The sequence below is a fragment of the Acidisoma sp. 7E03 genome (assembly GCF_054665075.1).
This window is the reverse complement of sequence record NZ_BAAFHE010000004.1, coordinates 282,864-302,126: the sequence shown is the minus strand read 5'-3', so window position 1 is coordinate 302,126 and position 19,263 is coordinate 282,864. Positions and strand designations below refer to the sequence as shown.

15 protein-coding genes are annotated in these 19,263 nt (G+C 66.5%); 10 read left to right on the top strand and 5 right to left on the bottom strand.

Annotation, left to right across the window (positions count from 1 at the left end; translation table 11 throughout):
• Nucleotides 1-67: 67 nt before the first annotated feature.
• On the bottom strand, nucleotides 68-241 hold the full coding sequence (locus ACYQ6W_RS08730) for a YdcH family protein (protein WP_459674782.1): 174 nt from the start codon (nucleotides 239-241) through the stop codon (nucleotides 68-70).
• Nucleotides 242-424: 183 nt separating this feature from the next.
• On the opposite strand from ACYQ6W_RS08730, the gene ACYQ6W_RS08725 reads away from it, so the two are divergent.
• The 8 genes from ACYQ6W_RS08725 (at nucleotide 425) to ACYQ6W_RS08690 (ending at nucleotide 7,866) form a co-directional block, all read left to right on the top strand.
• The gene (locus ACYQ6W_RS08725) at nucleotides 425-628 is read left to right on the top strand and encodes a YdcH family protein (protein ID WP_459674780.1); all 204 of its coding nucleotides are present in this window, start codon (nucleotides 425-427) and stop codon (nucleotides 626-628) included.
• A gap of 9 nt (nucleotides 629-637) precedes the next feature.
• Nucleotides 638-1,177, top strand: a complete 540-nt coding sequence (purE, locus tag ACYQ6W_RS08720) for a 5-(carboxyamino)imidazole ribonucleotide mutase (RefSeq protein WP_459674779.1) — start codon at nucleotides 638-640, stop codon at nucleotides 1,175-1,177.
• Complete coding sequence (locus ACYQ6W_RS08715; protein WP_459674778.1) at nucleotides 1,177-2,316, top strand: 5-(carboxyamino)imidazole ribonucleotide synthase; 1,140 nt, start codon at nucleotides 1,177-1,179, stop codon at nucleotides 2,314-2,316. Before purE ends, ACYQ6W_RS08715 begins: the two co-directional genes overlap by 1 nt.
• 83 nt (nucleotides 2,317-2,399) lie before the next feature.
• Nucleotides 2,400-4,340 carry a threonine--tRNA ligase gene (gene thrS / locus ACYQ6W_RS08710; protein WP_459674777.1) on the top strand — a complete coding sequence of 647 codons (1,941 nt, stop codon included), beginning with the start codon at nucleotides 2,400-2,402 and terminating at the stop codon, nucleotides 4,338-4,340.
• Nucleotides 4,341-4,495: 155 nt separating this feature from the next.
• Nucleotides 4,496-5,035 (top strand): translation initiation factor IF-3, encoded by a 540-nt coding sequence (gene infC / locus ACYQ6W_RS08705; protein WP_459674835.1) that lies wholly within the window; start codon nucleotides 4,496-4,498, stop codon nucleotides 5,033-5,035.
• 92 nt (nucleotides 5,036-5,127) lie between these two features.
• Nucleotides 5,128-6,945: an allophanate hydrolase gene (atzF, locus tag ACYQ6W_RS08700; protein ID WP_459674776.1), complete on the top strand. Its 1,818-nt coding sequence runs from the start codon at nucleotides 5,128-5,130 to the stop codon at nucleotides 6,943-6,945.
• A gap of 130 nt (nucleotides 6,946-7,075) precedes the next feature.
• Nucleotides 7,076-7,294, top strand: coding sequence for a translation initiation factor IF-1 (infA, locus tag ACYQ6W_RS08695; protein WP_459674775.1), 219 nt, complete (start codon nucleotides 7,076-7,078; stop codon nucleotides 7,292-7,294).
• 23 nt (nucleotides 7,295-7,317) lie between these two features.
• Complete coding sequence (locus ACYQ6W_RS08690) at nucleotides 7,318-7,866, top strand: Maf family protein (protein ID WP_459674774.1); 549 nt, start codon at nucleotides 7,318-7,320, stop codon at nucleotides 7,864-7,866.
• Here ACYQ6W_RS08690 and ACYQ6W_RS08685 read toward each other — a convergent pair.
• Nucleotides 7,828-9,492 (bottom strand): Hint domain-containing protein, encoded by a 1,665-nt coding sequence (locus tag ACYQ6W_RS08685; RefSeq protein WP_459674773.1) that lies wholly within the window; start codon nucleotides 9,490-9,492, stop codon nucleotides 7,828-7,830. The genes ACYQ6W_RS08690 and ACYQ6W_RS08685 overlap by 39 nt on opposite strands.
• Nucleotides 9,493-9,580: 88 nt before the next feature.
• Complete coding sequence (ahcY, locus tag ACYQ6W_RS08680) at nucleotides 9,581-10,900, bottom strand: adenosylhomocysteinase (RefSeq protein WP_459674772.1); 1,320 nt, start codon at nucleotides 10,898-10,900, stop codon at nucleotides 9,581-9,583.
• Between the two features lie 170 nt (nucleotides 10,901-11,070).
• Here ahcY and ACYQ6W_RS08675 point away from each other — a divergent pair, with 170 nt between their 5' ends.
• Complete coding sequence (locus tag ACYQ6W_RS08675) at nucleotides 11,071-14,481, top strand: acyl-[ACP]--phospholipid O-acyltransferase (protein ID WP_459674771.1); 3,411 nt, start codon at nucleotides 11,071-11,073, stop codon at nucleotides 14,479-14,481.
• On the opposite strand, the gene ACYQ6W_RS08670 is transcribed toward ACYQ6W_RS08675, so the two are convergent.
• Both ACYQ6W_RS08670 and rho read right to left on the bottom strand, forming a co-directional pair.
• Nucleotides 14,469-15,881 (bottom strand): amidase, encoded by a 1,413-nt coding sequence (locus ACYQ6W_RS08670; protein WP_459674770.1) that lies wholly within the window; start codon nucleotides 15,879-15,881, stop codon nucleotides 14,469-14,471. The genes ACYQ6W_RS08675 and ACYQ6W_RS08670 overlap by 13 nt on opposite strands.
• A 119-nt stretch (nucleotides 15,882-16,000) precedes the next feature.
• Entirely contained in the window at nucleotides 16,001-17,275 is a 1,275-nt protein-coding gene (rho, locus tag ACYQ6W_RS08665; protein ID WP_459674769.1) for a transcription termination factor Rho, read from the bottom strand.
• A gap of 421 nt (nucleotides 17,276-17,696) precedes the next feature.
• Here rho and adh point away from each other — a divergent pair, with 421 nt between their 5' ends.
• Nucleotides 17,697-19,217, top strand: a complete 1,521-nt coding sequence (gene adh / locus ACYQ6W_RS08660) for an aldehyde dehydrogenase (protein ID WP_459674768.1) — start codon at nucleotides 17,697-17,699, stop codon at nucleotides 19,215-19,217.
• The last annotated feature ends 46 nt before the right edge of the window (nucleotides 19,218-19,263 follow it).

Sequence of the window (19,263 nt, the reverse complement as noted above, 5' to 3'; positions counted from 1 at the left end):
TCTGGATACGAAAAAGGGGCGGGCCCTAGGACCCGCCCCTTTCTCGTTGTGGGGGGTGTCGGCGCCGCTAATGGGCGCTGCCCGAGAGCCGGGCCATTTCTTCCTTCAGTCGAAGCTTTTCGCGCTTGAGAGAGGTGATCGTGTCCGCGTCCGGCGCGGGCCGGCGGTCTTCCGAGGCGAGACGCGCCTCGAGGCTGGCATGACGGTCTTTGAGGGTATCCAGACGAGCCTGCAAATTCATAGGGATCTCCCTTCTTACAAGCATCCTGTTGAGGCTGCCCGGCCTGATCAGGCCCGGACAGCCCCATGAGGCTACTGCCGCCCGGGCTCAACTTTCCACAAAAGATTCACGCACATGATCGCGATTGCATGGGTGCAACGCACAAGGGTATGACCGGCTCACCGCCCATGATAAGCACCCCTCATGCTCTCTGACCGTGACACGCTGCTGCGCCGCCTGCATGAGCTCCGCAGCGAACATCGCGACCTGGATACGGTGATCATCCGGATGAGCGAGCTCGGCGCGCAGGACCAGCTGAACGTCCAGCGGCTGAAGAAGCGCAAGCTCAGCCTGAAGGACGAGATTGCGCGGCTCGAAAGCCGGCTCATCCCTGACAACATCGCCTGACGGACCCCCATGACCTCGGATCATCCCCACGGCGCCCCGCATGGGGCCGTCACGCCGCCGGCCCTCGTCGGTGTCATCATGGGGAGCCAGTCCGACTGGGCGACCATGCGGCACGCCGTGGAGATTCTCACGGCCCTGCACGTGCCCTACGAGACGCGCATCATCTCCGCCCATCGGACGCCGGACCGGCTGGCCGATTATGCGAAGACGGCGCAGCACCGGGGGCTGAAGGTCGTCATCGCCGGCGCCGGCGGCGCCGCCCATCTGCCCGGCATGTGCGCCGCCTGGACGCTGCTGCCTGTCCTCGGCGTGCCGGTGGAAAGCCACGCGCTGAAGGGCATGGATAGCCTGCTCTCCATCGTCCAGATGCCCGGCGGCGTCCCGGTGCCGACCTTCGCCATCGGCCGGGCCGGCGCTATTAATGCGGCGCTGACCGCAGCCGCCATTCTCGCGCTCTCCGACCCGCCGCTCGCGGCGCGGCTCGAAGCCTGGCGTGCGGCACAGACCCAAGCCGTGGCCGATGCCCCGGAAGAGGAGCCGGCCGCCTGATGCTGGCACCCGGCCGCACCATCGGCATCGTCGGCGGCGGGCAGCTCGGTCGCATGTCGGCCATCGCCGCCGCCCGCCTCGGCTATCGCGCCCACGTGCTCACGCAGGAAGCGGACGGACCCGCGGCGCAGGTTGCCGCCGGCGTCACCCTCGGCGCCTATGAGGACCCGGCGGCGCTCCGCGCCTTTGCCGATGCCGTGGACGTGGTAACCTTCGAGTTCGAGAATGTCAGCGCCGAAGGGCTCGCCCTGCTCGCCGAGCTGAAGCCCGTGCATCCGTCGCCGAAGATCCTCGGCATCAGCCAGGATCGTGTGGCCGAGAAATCCTTCCTCAACGCCGCGGGCGTGCCGACCGCTCCCTGGGCGGAGGTGACGGATGGCGCGAGCCTCGATGCCGCGATCGCCAGCATCGGCCTGCCCGGCATCCTCAAGACTAGCCGCCTCGGCTATGACGGCCGCGGCCAGGCCCGGGTCGCGACGCCCGAGGAGGCGCATGCCGCCTTCGCGCAGCTTGCGCCCAAGCCGCTCATCCTCGAAGGCTTCGTCGATTTCGCCTGTGAGGTCAGCGTCGTCGTGGCGCGCGGGGCGGATGGCGAGATAGCAAGCTTCGACACTGTCGAGAACCGCCACAAGAACGGCATCCTCGACCTCACCTTCGCCCCCGCCCGCGTGCCCGAGGAAACGGCGGCCGAGGCCCAAGGCCTCGCGCGGCGCGTCGCCGAAGCGCTGGACCTCGTCGGCCTCCTGGCCGTCGAGATGTTCGTCGATCGGGACGGCGCCCTGCGCGTGAACGAAATCGCGCCGCGGCCGCATAATTCCGGACACTGGACGATGGATGCCTGCCCGGCCTCGCAGTTCGAAATGCATGTCCGCGCCGTCGCCGGCCTGCCTCTGCCCGCCGCAACCCGACATTCGGACGCGGTGATGAAGAACCTGATCGGGCCGGACGACATGGCGCAATGGCCTGCGATCGTCGCGACGCCCGGCCTCATTCCGCACCACTACGGCAAGGCGGAAGCGCGGCCCGGCCGCAAGATGGGCCACGTGAATCGGCTCTTCCCGAAAGGCGCCCTGCCCGGCCCCTTCGGCATCGCCGCCGCCCTCGGGCCGCTTGCCGAACCCGCCACGGAGCAGGGCTGACCGGCTGAGGGTTGCGGCCATCCGGGCCTGCACCCTAGATAGGCGCCCTTCCCTTCTTTGCGGCCTTAACCGAGAGATTTGCCATGCCCGCCATCACCCTGCCTGACGGCTCCGTGCGACACTTCGCGGGTCCCGTCACCGGCACCCAGGTGGCGGCCGATATCGGGCCCGGCCTGGCGCGCGCCGCACTCGCCATGCGCGTCGACGGAAAGGTCATGGATCTCGCCCGCGAGATCGACCAGGACGTCAGCCTCGCCTTCATTACGCGGAAAGACCCGGAAGCGCTGGAGCTGATCCGCCACGACACGGCGCATGTCCTGGCCGAAGCCGTGCAGGCGCTCTTCCCGGGCACCCAGGTCACCATCGGTCCTGCGATCGAAAACGGCTTCTATTACGACTTCGCGCGCAACGAGCCTTTCACGCTGGAAGATCTGCCAAAGATCGAAGCGAAGATGCGGGAGATCGTCGCCGCCCGTGCACCCTTCACGCGCGAGGTCTGGGATCGGGACGAGGCCATCGCCTTCTTCCGGAACAAGGGGGAGCGCTACAAGGCCGAGCTGATCCAGGATCTGCCGGTGACGGAGACGATCACTCTCTATCGCCAGGGCGACTGGATCGACCTCTGCCGCGGTCCCCATATGCGCGACACCGGCGACGTCGGCACGGCCTTCAAGCTGATGAAGGTGGCCGGCGCCTATTGGCGCGGCGATCATCGCAACGCCATGCTCAGCCGCATCTACGGCACCGCCTGGCGCGACCAGAAGGAGCTGGATGCCTATCTGAAGATGCTGGAAGAGGCCGAGCGGCGGGACCATCGCCGCATCGGAAAGGCTATGGACCTCTTCCACATGCAGTCGGAGGCGCAAGGTTCCGTCTTCTGGCACCAGAAGGGCTGGCGCCTGTATCGTACCCTCGAAGCCTATATGCGCCGCCGCCTCGAAGGGGCTGGCTATGACGAGGTGAAGACGCCCCAACTCGTCGATCGCGCGCTCTGGGAAGCCTCCGGCCACTGGGAAAAGTTCCGCCAGAACATGTTCGTGGCGACGGTGGATGAAGAGCCGGACGTCATGCTGGCGCTCAAGCCCATGAACTGCCCCTGCCATGTGCAGATCTTCAACCAGGGCCTGCGCTCCTACCGCGAACTGCCGTGGCGGATGGCCGAATTCGGCTCCTGCCATCGCTACGAGCCCTCGGGCGCACTGCACGGCATCATGCGCGTCCGCGCCTTCACGCAGGACGACGCCCATATCTTCTGCACCGAGGATCAGATCGGCGCGGAGACCGTGCGGTTCGTGACGCTGCTCTCCTCCGTCTACCGCGATCTCGGCTTCGAAGACTTCCGGGTGAAGTTCTCCGACCGGCCGGAGACCCGCGCCGGCACGGATGCCCAATGGGACCGGGCCGAGAAGGCGCTGCACCAGGCCTGCCGTGAAGCCGGCATCGGCTATGAAGACAATCCCGGCGAAGGCGCCTTCTACGGCCCCAAGCTGGAATTCGTCCTGCGTGACGCGATCGGGCGGGACTGGCAGTGCGGCACGCTGCAGGTCGACTACATCCTGCCCGAGCGGCTGGATGCAGAATACATCGGCGAGGATGGGGCGAAGCACCGCCCGGTCATGCTGCACCGCGCGATCCTGGGCAGCTTCGAGCGCTTCCTCGGCATCCTCATCGAGCAATATGCGGGCCGCTTCCCCCTGTGGCTCGCGCCCGTCCAGGTGGTCGTCGCCCCCATCGTCTCGGACGCGAACGACTATGCCGAGGAGGTCGCGACAGAAATGCGGGCCATGGGGCTCCAGGCCGTGACCGACCTTCGCAATGAGAAGATCAACGCCAAGGTGCGCGAGCATTCCCTCGCCCATGTTCCGGTCATCGCGGTGGTGGGCCGGCGGGAGGCGGAGCGCCGCGAAGTCAGCCTGCGCCGTCTTGGCGGCGAAGGCCAGGAGGTGATGGCCCTCGATGCCGCGGTCGCCGCTCTCGCGGCCGAGGCCCTGCCGCCCGATCAGCGGACGGCGTCGCACCTTTGAGAACAGGGCAGGCTTGATCCCGCGCCCCCTTGCGAAGGGGGCCGTCGATCCCCGATATAGGCAGCATCCGGGCGGAGCGTTCGGGAATCCCCTCAGGGGCTTTCCCGGTCGTTCCGCTCTGCTTATGATGTTCCCAACTTCGACAGGAGAGCTCCATCCCTAGGCCACCCCAAGCTCCGACGCCGCCGCGTGGTGACGGCCCCCGTGTGAATGAGGAAATTCGCTCGCCCCAGGTCCGTCTGATCGATCAGGACGGCGAGATGATCGGTGTGATGAGCGCGCGTGACGCGCTGCAGCGTGCTTTCTCGGTCGGCCTCGACCTTCTCGAGATCAGCCCGAACGCAGAGCCGCCGGTCGTCAAGATCCTCGACTACGGCAAGTTCAAATACGAGCAGCAAAAGAAGAAGAACGAAGCCAAGAAACGCCAGAAGGTCATCGAGATCAAAGAGATCAAGGTGCGCCCGAACATCGACGAGAACGACTACCAAGTGAAGCTCCGCGCCATGAAGTCCTTCATCGAAGAGGGCGACAAGGTGAAGGTGACGCTCCGCTTCCGTGGTCGTGAAATGGCGCACCAGGACATCGGCATCCGCGTGCTGGAACGTATCCGTGCGGATATGGATCAGCAGACCAAGGTCGAGCAGATGCCGAAGATGGAAAACCGCCAGATGATCATGGTGCTATCGCCGCGCTGACCGGCGAATGCTGCGCCGCCAGCGGGCGGCCCATGCCATTCTGGCACTGATCTTGTATGGTCGATCCCGAGCTATCGTCATCGGGGTCGGCCATGCCTGAATTATCCTTGGATATCGCCCGTCTGCGGGCCGCCTACGCGTCCGGCGAGACGACGCCACGCCGCGTCGTCGAAGAGATCTTCGCCCGCATCGCGGCGGCGAACGACCCGGCGATCTGGATTGCCCGCCGGCCTGACGCGGAGCTTCTCGCCGAGGCCGATGCTCTCGCCAGCCGCGGGCCAGATGCCGCCCACCTGCCGCTCTACGGCATTCCCTTTGCCGTCAAGGACAACGTGGACGTCGCGGGCCTGCCCACTACGGCGGCCTGCCCCGCTTTCACCTATCACCCGACTGCCTCCTCCCCGGTCGTCGAGCAGTTCGTCGCAGCGGGCGCCATCGTCATCGGCAAGACCAATCTCGACCAGTTCGCGACCGGCCTGGTCGGCGTCCGCTCGCCCTATGGCGTGCCGCGCAACAGCTTCGATCCGCTCATGGTCCCAGGCGGGTCAAGCTCCGGCTCGGCCGTCGCCGTGGCGCGCGGGCTCGTCAGCTTCGCGCTCGGCACCGATACGGCGGGCTCGGGCCGCGTGCCGGCGGCCTTCAACAACCTCGTGGGCCTCAAGCCGACACGCGGGCTGCTGAGCAATCGCGGCATGGTGCCGGCCTGCCGGTCTCTCGATTGCCTCTCGGTCTTCGCCCTCACCGTGCCCGATGCGCTCCTGGTGCTGGATGTCGGCGCCGGCTTCGACCCCCAAGACGCCTATTCCCGCCCGGCGCCTGCCGGCTTCCGGCCCGGCCTGCGGCCGACACCCTCCGCTTTCACCTTCGCCGTACCCCGGCCCGCCGATCTGCAATTCTTCGGCGACGCCGAAGCCGCCCGCCTGTTCGACGAAAGCGTCGCCCGCGTCGAAGCGCTCGGTGGCCAGAAGCTGGAAATCGACTTTTCCCCTTGGGTCGAAGCGGCCAACCTTCTCTACGGCCCCTGGACAGCCGAACGCGCAGCGGCGGTCGGCCCGATGCTCGCGGCGGAGCCGGACGCCTTGCATCCCGTCACCCGCGCCGTCATCGAGAAGGGCATCGGCCCCTCCGCCGTGGATCTGTTTCGTGCCCAATACCGTCTGCAGGAACTGGCGCAGCAGATCAGGCCGGTATGGGATGAGGCCGATTTCCTGCTCGTGCCGACGACGGGGACGGCCTTTTCCCTGGCTGATCTCGACGCCGCACCGATCGCCCGCAACAGCGATCTGGGCTACTACACGAACTTCACCAATCTGCTCGATCTCGCGGCGATCGCCGTGCCGTCCGGGTTCAAGGCGAGCGGCTTTCCCGTCGGCATCAGCCTCATCGGCCCCGCCTGGCATGACGGGCTGCTCGCGAGCTTCGCCCACCGCCTGCACGAGGCGACGGGTGGCCCGCTCGGCGCCACGGGCATCGGCCAGCCGTCCGCCAGCCTCTCGGCGACAGCCGGCATCATCCACCCCCGCGTCGAACTTGCCGTGTTCGGGGCGCATCTCACGGGTCAGCCGCTCAATCCGCAGCTCAAGGCGCTGGGCGGGCGCTTCGTGCGCGGCTGCGTGACGGCGCCGCGCTACCGCATGGTGGCGATTCCTGGGAAGATTCTCCGGCCCGGCCTCATCGACATCGGGGAGGGCGGCGCCACCATTCGCGGCGAGATCTGGTCGCTTCCGGCCGATGCCCTCGGCACCTTCCTCAGCGGCATCGCCTCCCCCCTCGGCCTCGGCCAGGTGAAGCTCGCAGCAGGCGAAGCGGCGCTCGGCTTCATCTGCGAGGGCGGCGCACAGACGGAGTCTGCGGAAGACGTCAGTCAATTCGGCTATTGGCCTGCCTATTTGCAGTCTCGCGCCAAATAACGGCCCTGCAGGGGAAGATTGACAGCCCTGTCAAGCAAGCGTCCCCCGGGGATTCACGGAAAGCTTGACCTGGGCGGGACGGCGCGCCATTTACAGGGCCACCGTCGCAATCAAGGAATATGACCGATCCATGTCAAAAGAAGACATGATCGAGTTCAGCGGCATGGTGTCGGAGCTTCTGCCCAACGCCATGTTCCGCGTGAAACTCGACAATGACCACGTGATCCTCGCCCATACCAGCGGCAAGATGCGCAAGAACCGCATCCGCGTCCTGGCCGGTGATCGCGTGAACGTCGAAATGACGCCCTACGACCTCACCAAGGGTCGCATCACCTTCCGGTTCAAGTAATCATCCTCCCGGACGGATGCGGCTTGGTTCTGGCGTCTGCCAGTCCCCGCCGCCTTGAGCTTCTCGCTCAGCTCGGACTGAAACCTGACCGCGTCGTCGCCCCCGATGTCGATGAGACACCGCTTCGGGGCGAGTTGCCGCGGGCCTATGCCCAGCGTGTCGCGCGGGCCAAGGCACAGGCGGTCCACCTTCTGATCCCCGACAGACCCGTCCTTGCCGCCGATACGGTCGTCGCCGCCGGAAGGCGAATCCTGCCCAAGGCAGAAACCGAAGCCGAGGCCCGTGCCTGCCTCGCACTGCTCTCCGGCCGGCGCCATCGGGTGATGACGGCCGTGGTCCTCGCCTGCCCTGACGGCCGTCTGCGGGAACGTCTGGTCGACTCCGTCGTAACCTTCGCGCGTCTCAGCCCGCGCGACATCGACGGCTATGTCGAGAGCGGGGAATGGCGGGGGAAGGCCGGCGGCTATGCGATCCAGGGCCAGGCCGCCCGCTTCGTACGCTTCCTGGCCGGCAGTTACTCCGGCGTCGTCGGACTACCCTTGCACGAAACGGCGCACCTGCTCGCGCTCTGAGGCCGCCAGCCGCACCCGGGCGCGCTCCAGTTCGGGCCCGGTGACGCGCAGTGGTGCCGCTCCCAAAGCATCGAAGATCAACGCGACGTCGCCCGCCGTACTGCCCCAGACGGGGTGGAGCCGGGTTTCCTTGCCCGCAAAGTTCATGCGATCGCCGGTATCGAGATAGCTCTCCACCGGCAGGCCCTCGGCCAGGATGACAGCGTGATGCGGAAGCTCCACGTGATGGTAGGTGACGGAGGCCACATCCTGTTGGCGAACGAGAGCGCCCGTCGCCAGGTGCTTCACCGGGATGAGCACGTCCTCGATAAAGACAGCATGATCCGGCGAGAGCAGTAGCGGCCGCTCCGGCAGTCCGGGTCCGAAGCTGTGCGGCGCGATGCGGATCGGCTGCACTGCCGCGGGCGCCGGGTGGCGCCGGCAATCCGCCCGGCGCGAGCCGAGCCACGTTACTGGCAGCACTTCTCCGCCCTGCGTTCGCACGAGGTCGCCGACCTGCAGCTGTTCGATCTCCCTCCAGCCGTCTTCCGTCGCGATCCGTGTTCCCGCGGCGAAGCAGGCGATCGGCTGCAGCAGAACTTCGTCATCTGCCACGTCGAACATCACGTCATAGGTGAGGAAGAGGTTGAAACCGGGATTGTCCCGCAGCCCGTCATCCGCGGGTGTCGTCAGCAGGTTCGTATTTCCTCCGGCCGGCAGCACCCCGCTGCCGGTCACGTAGGATAGGAGCGTGCCGCCGGCGGTCTCGCCCGCAGGTTGGGTAAGCTGGTAGCGAGTCCCATCGGGCAGCGTGCCGTAGGACAGCCAGGACGGCAGGTCGAGCGTGCCGGGGTCGTAGATGTTGTTGTTCGGGCCGCCATCCGTATCGATCACCGTGGGGATGGGGGTGGTGTAGGTGCCGGCGTTGGTGATGATGGCCACCTGCGTGTCGCTCGCCTGCGCCTTGGAGAAGATCGACCAAGCTGCATTGCCGTCCGGATTGGGTAGGTCGCCGGCGCCCGTCGGCGCCATCGTCAGGATGAGCGTCGCGGGATTGGCCTTCCAGGCAGCGATCGTGGCGGGGTTCAGCCCCACGGCCAGCGTGCCGGGCGCGGCGGCAGAGGTCGGCGCCTCGACGATGAAGCCCGGCATGAGGCCCGGCGCCTCCGGAAGCTGCGCCAGCACCGTGCCCAGCGTGCTGGTGCCATAGAGGCCCGCACCGAAATCGCCGAAGGTGCCGTTGGCGAGGGGCGTGCCACCGGACGCAACGGCATTGGCCCAGGCCGTATAGCTTTCGGCCGGCGTATTGCTGTCGATATTGGTGACCTGCGCGACATTGACGTTGGTCGCGGTCGCCAGACTGTCCCCGGCCACATCCGACAGCGTCACCGTCGTCGCGACGGGATTGTAGTAATAGGTGGGCGCTTGGGCGAAGGTGAAGCTGTCGGCGCCCTGCTCGGTCGCCTCGGTCGTGCCGGGCCACCAGCTGCCATAGGTCGCGAAGAGGTTGGGCGCGCCGGTATCGAAGCTATAGGGCTCCACCGGCCCGCCGCCCAGCGAAGCGTAGATCACCAACTGCGGTGACTGGACGGTATTGTAATAGATCGGGATGCTCAGCGGTCCGGCTGTCGACGTGCCTTCGCTCATCCCCGCATCCCCTGCCCGGATGGCCAGTCCCTTTTGATCCAGGAGGGTGGGCCGGTGCCCACCCTCCTGTCAAACCAAAGGCGCGGTCTCAGTAACGATAGAGGTCGTGCTTGAAGGGGCCGTTGACGCTGGCGGCACCGATGTAATCGGCCTGCTTCTGGCTCAGCTTGGTCAGCTCGGCGCCGACCTTGGCGAGGTGCAGCGCGGCGACCTTTTCGTCCAGCACCTTGGGCAGGGTGTAGACGCGCTTCTCATAGGTGCCGGGCTTGGCCGTCCACAGCTCGATCTGCGCCAGAACCTGATTGGTGAAGGAGGCGGACATCACGAAGCTCGGATGGCCAGTCGCATTGCCGAGGTTCACGAGACGGCCTTCGCTCAGTACGATGAGCCGCTTGCCGTCGGGGAAGATGACCTCGTCCACCTGCGGCTTCACGTTGTCCCACTTGTAGTTGCGCAGGGCCTCGATCTGGATCTCGCTGTCGAAGTGGCCGATGTTGCAGACGATGGCGCGGTTCTTCATCGCGCGCATGTGCTCGATCGTGATGACGTCGACGTTGCCGGTCGCGGTCACGAAGATGTCACCGCGGGGCGCGGCATTCTCCATCGTCACGACCTCGTAGCCTTCCATGGCCGCCTGCAGGGCGCAGATCGGGTCGGCCTCCGTCACCAGCACGCGGCAGCCGCCGTTGCGCAGAGAGGCGGCCGAGCCCTTGCCGACGTCGCCGAAACCCGCGACCACCGCGACCTTGCCGGCCAGCATCACGTCGGTGCCGCGGCGGATCGCGTCCACCAGGCTCTCACGGCAGCCATAGAGGTTGTCGAACTTCGACTTGGTCACGCTGTCGTTCACGTTGATGGCGGGCACCAGCAGCTTGCCAGCCCGGGCCATTTCCCACAGGCGATGAACCCCGGTGGTCGTTTCCTCGGAAATGCCACGGACCTCGGCCAGCATTTCCGGATACTTCTCGTGCATGAGCACGGTCAGGTCACCGCCATCGTCGAGGATCATGTTCGGCGTCCAGCCGTCCGGCCCGCGGACCGTCTGCTCGATGCACCACCAGAACTCTTCCTCGTTCATCCCCTTCCAGGCGAAGACCGGAATGCCCGCGGCAGCGATCCCCGCGGCCGCATGATCCTGGGTCGAGAAGATGTTGCAGGAAGACCAGCGCACCGTGGCACCCAGCGCCACCAGCGTCTCGATCAGCACGGCGGTCTGAATGGTCATGTGCAGGCAGCCGGCGATGCGGGCACCGGCGAGCGGCTTGCTGTCACCGTATTCGGCGCGCAGCGCCATCAGGCCGGGCATCTCGTCCTCGGCCATCGAGATTTCCTTCCGGCCCCAGGCGGCGAGGCTGAAATCACGGACCTTGTAATCTTCGGCGGGGGAGGTGATGGCAGTATCGGGCATAGGGTCTTTGTTCCGTTCGAGCTCTGCGGGCGGCATAGCCGAGCCCCCGACTGAGGGAAACCTTTTCAACGCGAGTCCAGGGTCCCGGCCGTCACATCCCGGCCAGGCCGCCACTGAAAAGAAACGTCGCCCCCATCCTATCATGGGCGCGACGAGGAGACCGACACGATATGATCCGCTCGCTTCTGAGGGACCGCCGGTTTGCACCGCTCTTCTGGTGCCAGTTCTTCGCTGCCTTCAATGACAATTTCCTCAAGAATGCCCTGCTTTTTCTCATCCTCTGGGGTGCGGGAAGTGCAGCGGTGGGCGAGCCGCCTCATGCCGCGAATGCCCTGATCGCTTTCGCGGGAGCCGTCTTCATCCTGCCCTTCTTCCTGCTGTCAGCGCTCGGCGGCGAGATGGCGGATCGTTACGACAAGGCCTGGCTTGCCCAGCGGATCAAGCTGGTGGAAATCCTGGTTGCGCTGCTCGCTGTGGTCGGCTTCCTGCTCGCAAGCGTTCCGGTGCTCTTCCTCGCCCTCTTCGCCTTCGGCACGCTCTCGGCCCTCTTCGGACCGGTCAAATACGGAATCCTCCCCGATCACCTGCCGCGCGAAGCCCTGCCGGCTGCCAATGCCCTGGTGGAGGGCGCGACCTTCCTCGCCATCATCGGTGGCACCGCCGCTGGTGGCTTCGCCATCACCCTGCCGCACGGCACCGTCCTCCTGGCGGTGGCCGTAATGCTGTTCTCCGTCCTCAGCTGGGCATCCGCCCGGCTCATCCCCCCCTCCGGGGAGGGCGCACCCACGCTGGAGGTCCGCCGCAACATCCTGCGTTCGACCTTCGGCTTGCTGTCGGAGCTGCGCACCGACCGCCGCATCTGGTGGGCGGCCCTCGCCAATTCCTTCTTCTGGCTGGTGGGCGCCATCGCCCTCGGCCTTCTGCCCGGCCTGGTCAAGGAAGCGCTCGGCGGCAGCCGGCATACTGCGACCTTCGCGCTGCTCCTCTTCTGTTTCGGCATCGCCGCGGGGTCCATGCTGGCCGCCCAGCTCACCGGCCGCCGCGTCAATCTCAGCCCGGCCATCATCGGCACCGGGCTGCTCGGCCTTTTCCTGCTAGATCTCTGGCGGGTGACGCAGGGCGCCGTCGGGCGGCACGAGCTCGCGACGCATGTCTTCGTCGATCTCGTGCTAATCGCGCTCGCTGGCGGCCTGCTCGCCGTCCCGACCTTCGCCGCCATCCAGGTCTGGGCCAAACCCGATCATCGCGCCCGTGCCATCGCCGGCGCCAACGTCATCTCCGCTGGCGCCATGGCGATCGGTGCGCTCCTCACCTCGGCGCTGCTCGGCCTCGGGCTCGGCGTGCCGCTGATCTTCGGCCTGCTCGGCCTGTGCTGCCTCGCTGTCACGCTCTGGATGCTGGCGACCATGCCGGCTCGACGCCTGCCCGACCTGCTCTGGATGCTCTTTCGCATCCTGTACCGGGTCGAGATCAGCGGGGCCGAGAACCTTGAGCGGCAGGGCCCCCGCAGTATCGTCGCCGTCAATCACGTGAGCTGGCTCGATGCGGCGCTGGTCCTCGCCGTGCTGGAGACGCCCCCTGTCTTCGTCATCGACCGGTCGCTCACCCGCTTCTGGTGGGTCCGCACCGCGCGCCGGCTCGCGACCGCCATCGCGCTCGATCCGGCTCAGCCCATGGCGACCCGCCGGCTGGTGCGCACGGTAGAGGAGGGCCAGAGCCTGGTCATCTTCCCCGAGGGCCGCATCAGCGTCACCGGCAGCCTGATGAAGGTCTATGACGGCGCCGCCCTCATCGCCGCTCATACCGGGGCCAGCATCCTGCCGATGCGCATTAGCGGGCTGGAGATGACTCCCTTCTCCCGCGCGGCCGCGGGCCAGGTGCGGCGCCGCTGGTTCCCGAAGGTGCGGGTCACGGTGCTGCCGCCGGAACGTCTGGCGATTACCCCCGGCCTGCGCGGACGCGCTCGCCGGGAGGCGGGCTCCGCTGCCATCTACGGCATCATGTCGGAGCTCGTCTGGCGTACCACGCCGACGGACATGACGATCTTCCAGGCGGCCGCCATGGCCGCAGCCCATCACGGGCGCGGCCGCACCGCCTGCGAAGATCCCACCTCCGGCACGCTGTCCTACCGCCGGCTCTTTACCGGCGCCGCGGTCCTGGGTCGTGTCCTGGCACCGCTCTCCGCCCCGCGCGAGGCGGTGGGCGTCCTCATGCCCAATGCGAATGCGAGCGTCGCCCTCGTGCTCGGCCTCGTCTCCTCCGGCCGTATCCCGACCATGCTGAACTTCACCGCGGGCTCGGCCAATCTCCTCGCCGCCTGTCGCACGGCCCAAGTGCGCGTCATCCTCACCTCACGCGCCTTCGTGCTGAAGGGCGGCCTCGAATCGCTCATCGCAGAACTCGAAGCCGGCAGTGGGGAAACCAAGCCTCGCATCGTCTATCTCGAAGACGTCCGCAAGCAGATCGGCCTCGCCGCCAAGCTGCGCGGCATGGCGCAGGGGTCGCGTCCGCTCTACCGCGGCCCGGGCGCCGGTCCCGACGATGCCGCCGCCATCGTCTTCACCTCGGGCTCGGAAGGCACGCCCAAAGGCGTGGTCATCAGCCATCGCAACATGCTGGCGAACATCGCCCAGGTCGCGGCGCGCATCGACTACGGCCGCGAGGACCGCATGTTCAACGTATTGCCGCTGTTCCATTCCTTCGGGTTGAGCTGCGGCATGGTGCTGCCGCTGGTCTACGGCGTGCCGGTCTTCATGTATCCCTCGCCGCTGCACTACAAGACGATCCCGGAGCTGATCTACAAGACGAACGCGACGGTGCTGATCGGCACGGATACCTTCCTCACCGGCTATGCCCGGAACGCTAATGCCTATGACTTCCGGTCGCTGCGCTACGTCGTCGCCGGTGGGGAGCCGGTGAAGGTCAAGACGCATCAGCTCTTCCTCGAGAAGTTCGGCATCCGCTTGCTGGAAGGCTATGGCGTGACCGAGACCGGGCCCGTACTCGCCCTCAACACGCCCATGTTCTACCGGTTCGGCACTGTGGGCCGACTGCTGCCGGGGATCGAGGCGCGGCTCGATCCGGTGCCCGGCATCGTCGAGGGCGGTCGCCTCGTGGTGCGCGGCCCGAACGTCATGCTCGGCTACGTGCGGGCGGAAAACCCGGGCGTCGTCCAGCCGCTGCCGGGCGGCTGGCACGACACGGGTGACATCGTGTCGATCGACGCCGACGGCTTCCTGACCATTCGTGGCCGCGCCAAGCGCTTCGCCAAGCTCGGTGGGGAAATGGTCTCGCTCGCGGCAGTCGACGGTCTCGCGTCCGAACTCTGGCCGGAAGCGCTATCCGTCGCGACGGCGGTGCCGGACCCTCGAAAGGGTGAGCGCATCATCCTGCTGACCGAGCAGCCGGAGGCGACGCGCGAACAGTTTCTGCAATTCGCGCGCTCTCAGGGCGCCACCGAGCTGATGGTGCCGGCGGAGATCCGGGTGATCTCCGCCGTGCCCCTGCTCGGATCGGGGAAGGTCGATTTTGCGGCCGCCCAGCGCCTGGCGCTCGGCCAGGCAGCCGATCAGGCGGCGTAGAGCGCTTCGGCTGCCGCGGCGAGGGCGAGAACCCGCCCGTCCGCGCCGCGCGGCCCGATGATTTGGAGACCCACGGGCAGGCCATTCTCCAGAATCTCCGAACGGATGACGGCCGCCGGCGCCTGGGCGAGATTGACCGGGTAGCTGAAGGCTGCCCATTCGGTCCATCGCGTGAGGCCGGAGCCGGGCGGCACTTCCTCGCCGGCGATGAAAGGCAGCACCGTGCAGGCAGGTGACAGGATAGCCTCATAGCCCGCGAGCAGAGCGTCGAACCCTGCGCCGAAGGCAGCCCGGCGGTTATGGGCGTGAATGAGGTCGACGGCGCTGTAGCCGGCCCCTTGGGCGGCAATCTGGCGCAAGCCCGGATCAACCGCTTCGAGATCGCCCGGGCCCAGGGCGGAAAGGCGCGCGGCCGCGCCCGCGAACCAGTGGCGATGGAAGAGATCCAGCAGATTCTCCTCCGGTGGCAGGGAGATGGGTTCGAGGATCGCCCCTGCCGCCTCCAACCGTTTCACGGCGCGCTCGAAGGCAGCCGCGACCTCGGGCGCCACCCTGCCGCTCGGCGCATCGCGCCACAGACCAAAGCGACGTCCCTGGAAGGAGGCGGCAGGCTCCGCTTGTGCGGACGTGAAACTGAGCGGGTTCTGGAACCAATCGCGCAGATCGCGGCCGGACATCACGTCCAGCATCAATTGCGCATCGGCGACGGTGCGCGTCATCGGGCCGATATGGGCGACCGTGCCGAAAGCACTGGCGGGATAGGCCGGCACGCGACCGAAGGTGGGCTTGTGACCGACGATGCCGGTGAAGGCCGCTGGCACGCGAATGGAGCCGCCGCCGTCGGTTCCGAGATGGAGCGCGCCGGCGCCCGTTGCCGCCGCAACCGCGGCGCCGCCGGAGGAGCCGCCGGGCGTGAGATCGGCGTTCCAGGGATTGCGGGTGATGCCGGTGAGCGGGCCGTCGGTCAGCGCCTTCCAGCCGAATTCCGGTGTGGTGGTCAGGCCGAGAAAGACCGCACCGGCCGCCCGCAGCAGGGCGACCGAAGGCGCATCCACGCGGGAGGTGACGCCCGAAGAGCGGGAGCCGTAGCGCGCCAGGCTGTCCTTCACCCAGACGATGTCCTTGATCGTCGTCGGCACGCCGTCCAGCGGCCCCATCGGCGTGCCTGCGCGCCAGCGCGCCTCGGACTCGGTTGCGGCCGCAAGGGCGATGTCGTGGTCGATGCGCACGAAAGCGTTGAGCTTGGCTTGCACCGCTTCCGCCCGCGCGAGGGCGGCCCGTGCCACCTCAACCGGGGACAGCTTGCCCGAGGCATAGAGGGGGAGAAGCGCCGTGCCGCTCAGGCGGCAAAGATCCTCCGCATCGTCGAGCGGGGTTGCGGTTTTGGGGGTGTCGGCCATTCGGTGCTCTCTCCTGTCCAATCGGCTTGGGGCAGAGGTTCGCACCGGGATCGCGGCGAGGGCCAGCGATTTCTCGTCCGGCCCGGGCGGCAGGCTGCCGCCACGGGCGGAATCGAGAATCAGGTGTTCATGGCGTCGAAGAAGTCCTGGTTCGTCTTGCTGTATTTCAGCTTGTCGAGCAGGAACTCCATGCCGTCGGTCGAGCCCATCGGGTTGAGGATACGCCGCAGCACCCACATCTTCGACAGGGTTGCGCGTTCCACCAGCAGCTCTTCCTTGCGGGTGCCGGACTTCGTGATGTCGATCGCCGGGAAGGTGCGCTTGTCGGCGATCTTGCGGTCGAGGATGATTTCCGAGTTACCGGTGCCTTTGAACTCTTCGAAGATCACTTCGTCCATGCGGCTGCCGGTATCGATCAGCGCGGTCGCGATGATGGTCAGGCTGCCGCCTTCCTCGATGTTGCGCGCGGCGCCGAAGAAGCGCTTCGGACGTTGCAGCGCGTTGCTGTCGACACCGCCCGTCAGCACCTTGCCGGAGCTCGGCACCACCGCGTTATAGGCGCGGGCGAGGCGGGTGATGCTGTCGAGCAGAATGACGACGTCGCGCTTGTGTTCGACGAGGCGCTTCGCCTTCTCGATGACCATCTCCGTCACCTGAACGTGGCGGGCCGCCGGCTCGTCGAAGGTTGAGCTGATCACCTCGCCCTTCACGCTGCGCGCCATGTCGGTCACTTCTTCCGGCCGCTCGTCGATCAGCAGCACGATGAGGAAGACTTCCGGGTGATTGGCGGAAATCGAGCTCGCGATGCTCTGCAGCATCACGGTCTTGCCGGTGCGGGGCGGGGCCACGATCAGCGCGCGCTGGCCCTTGCCGATGGGCGAGATGAGATCGATCACCCGCGGCGTGTAATCCTTCTGCGCGCCTTTCACCGGCGGCGGCTGGTTCTCGATCTCCATCTTCAGCCGCTCGTTCGGATAGAGCGGCGTCAGATTGTCGAAATTGGTGCGGTGGCGAACCGCTTCCGGCTGCTCGTAGTTGATCGTATTGATCTTGTACATGGCGAAGTAGCGTTCGCCATCCTTGGGAGCGCGGATCTGGCCTTCCACGGAATCCCCGGTGCGCAGGCCGAAGCGGCGCACTTGGTGCGGGCTGACATAGATGTCGTCCGGTCCGGGCAGGTAGTTCGATTGCGGGCTGCGCAGGAAGCCGAACCCGTCCGGCAGAATCTCGAGCGTCCCCTCTCCGTGGATCGCCTGGTCATTCTCCGCCAGGCTCTTCAGGATGGCGAACATCATCTCCTGCTTGCGCAGAGAGGATGCGTTTTCGATCTGCAACGACTCGGCGAGGCTGAGCAGATCTGTGGGACTTTTCGCTTTGAGTTCGGCGAGGTGCATCGGGACGCCTTCGGGGAGGTCTCGGGTCCGCCCTTTGAAAGGCCGGACAATCCAGGATTTGTTGGGGGTTTGATCGGGATGAAGTTAGGTCGGCGCGTGATCTGCTGGCGGTGGGCTGCACCCAAGGCTCGGGGCTACCACGAAGACGCGGGAAGTCTCCCGCCCGCTCAGATATGAAATTCAAGTGGACTGTTGGCGCGGACAAGTCAAGCCCCCCGGGGCGCGATCCAGGAGGCTTCGAAAACGGACATGTCTGGGGCAGAGGGCGCGGATTGCAGCGCCGGCGTGCTCCCTGGTAGGCTCCACCCGCCAGCAGATGCCTTTCCAGAAATGAAAAGTGAAGTGCCGGCACCAGAACCTGTTCAAATTCAGGCGACTTAAATGGAGCGTCAACAACAAACGCTCCGGGGGAAAACAAAAGATGGATCAAGTCTCTCCGAGCGGCCTTCTTCAGGCCCCGCCTTTTTCAAAACGTTACGAAAACTTCATCGGCGGTAAATGGGTCGCCCCGGTCGGCGGCCGATACTTCGACAATACTTCGTCCATCAATGGTCAGGTGATTTGCGAGGTCCCGCGGTCCGACAAGGACGACATCGAGCGCGCCCTCGATGCCGCCCATACAGCGAAGGACGCCTGGGGCCGCACCCCGGCGGCCGAACGCGCGCTGATCCTGCTGCGCATCGCCGACCGGATGGAGGAAAATCTCGACCGTCTGGCCCTCGCCGAGACCTGGGACAATGGCAAGCCCATCCGTGAGACCACCGCTGCCGACATTCCGCTCGCGATCGATCACTTCCGCTATTTCGCGAGCTGTGTCCGGGCGCAGGAAGGCGCGCTGAGCGAAATCGACCACGACACCATCGCCTATCACTTTCATGAGCCGCTCGGCGTCGTCGGGCAGATCATACCGTGGAACTTCCCGATCCTGATGGCCTGCTGGAAGCTGGCGCCTGCGCTTGCGGCGGGCAACTGCGTGGTGCTGAAGCCCGCCGAGCAGACGCCGGCCAGCGTCCTCTTGCTCGCCGAACTCATCGCCGACCTGCTGCCGCCGGGTGTGCTCAACATCGTCAACGGTTTCGGTCTCGAAGCGGGCAAGCCTCTCGCCTCCAGCAACCGGATCGCCAAGATCGCCTTCACCGGTGAGACGACGACCGGCCGCCTCATCATGCAGTATGCGAGCCAGAACCTGATCCCGGTCACGCTCGAGCTCGGCGGCAAGTCGCCCAACATCTTCTTCGCCGACGTCGCCTCCGAAGACGACGACTTCTTCGACAAGGCCCTCGAAGGCTTCACCATGTTCGCCCTCAACCAGGGCGAAGTCTGCACCTGCCCGAGCCGCGCCCTCATTCAGGAATCGATCTACGATCGGTTCATGGAAAAGGCGGTGAAGCGGGTGGAGGCGATCCGTCAGGGCAATCCGCTCGATCCCACCACCATGATCGGCGCCCAGGCATCCTCCGAGCAGCTCGAGAAGATCCTGAGCTACATCGAGATCGGCCGCCAGGAAGGCGCCGAGGTCCTCACCGGCGGCACGCGCAACGTCCTCGAGGGCGATCTCAAGGACGGCTTCTACGTCAAGCCGACGGTCTTCTCCGGCCACAACAAGATGCGCATCTTCCAGGAGGAGATCTTCGGGCCCGTCGTCTCCGTCGCCACCTTCAAGACTGAGGCCGAAGCCCTGGAGATGGCCAACGACACCCTCTACGGCCTTGGCGCGGGCGTGTGGACGCGGGACGGCAGCCGCGCCTACCGCTTCGGCCGCGGCATCCAGGCCGGTCGCGTCTGGACCAACTGCTACCACGCCTATCCGGCCCATGCCGCCTTCGGCGGCTACAAGCAGTCCGGCATCGGGCGTGAGACGCACAAGATGATGCTCGACCACTACCAGCAGACCAAGAACCTTCTGGTCAGCTACAGCCCCAAGGCCCTCGGCTTCTTCTGAGCCTTTGGGTGGCTAGCGCGTAGGGTGGGCTTCGGCCCACCCTACC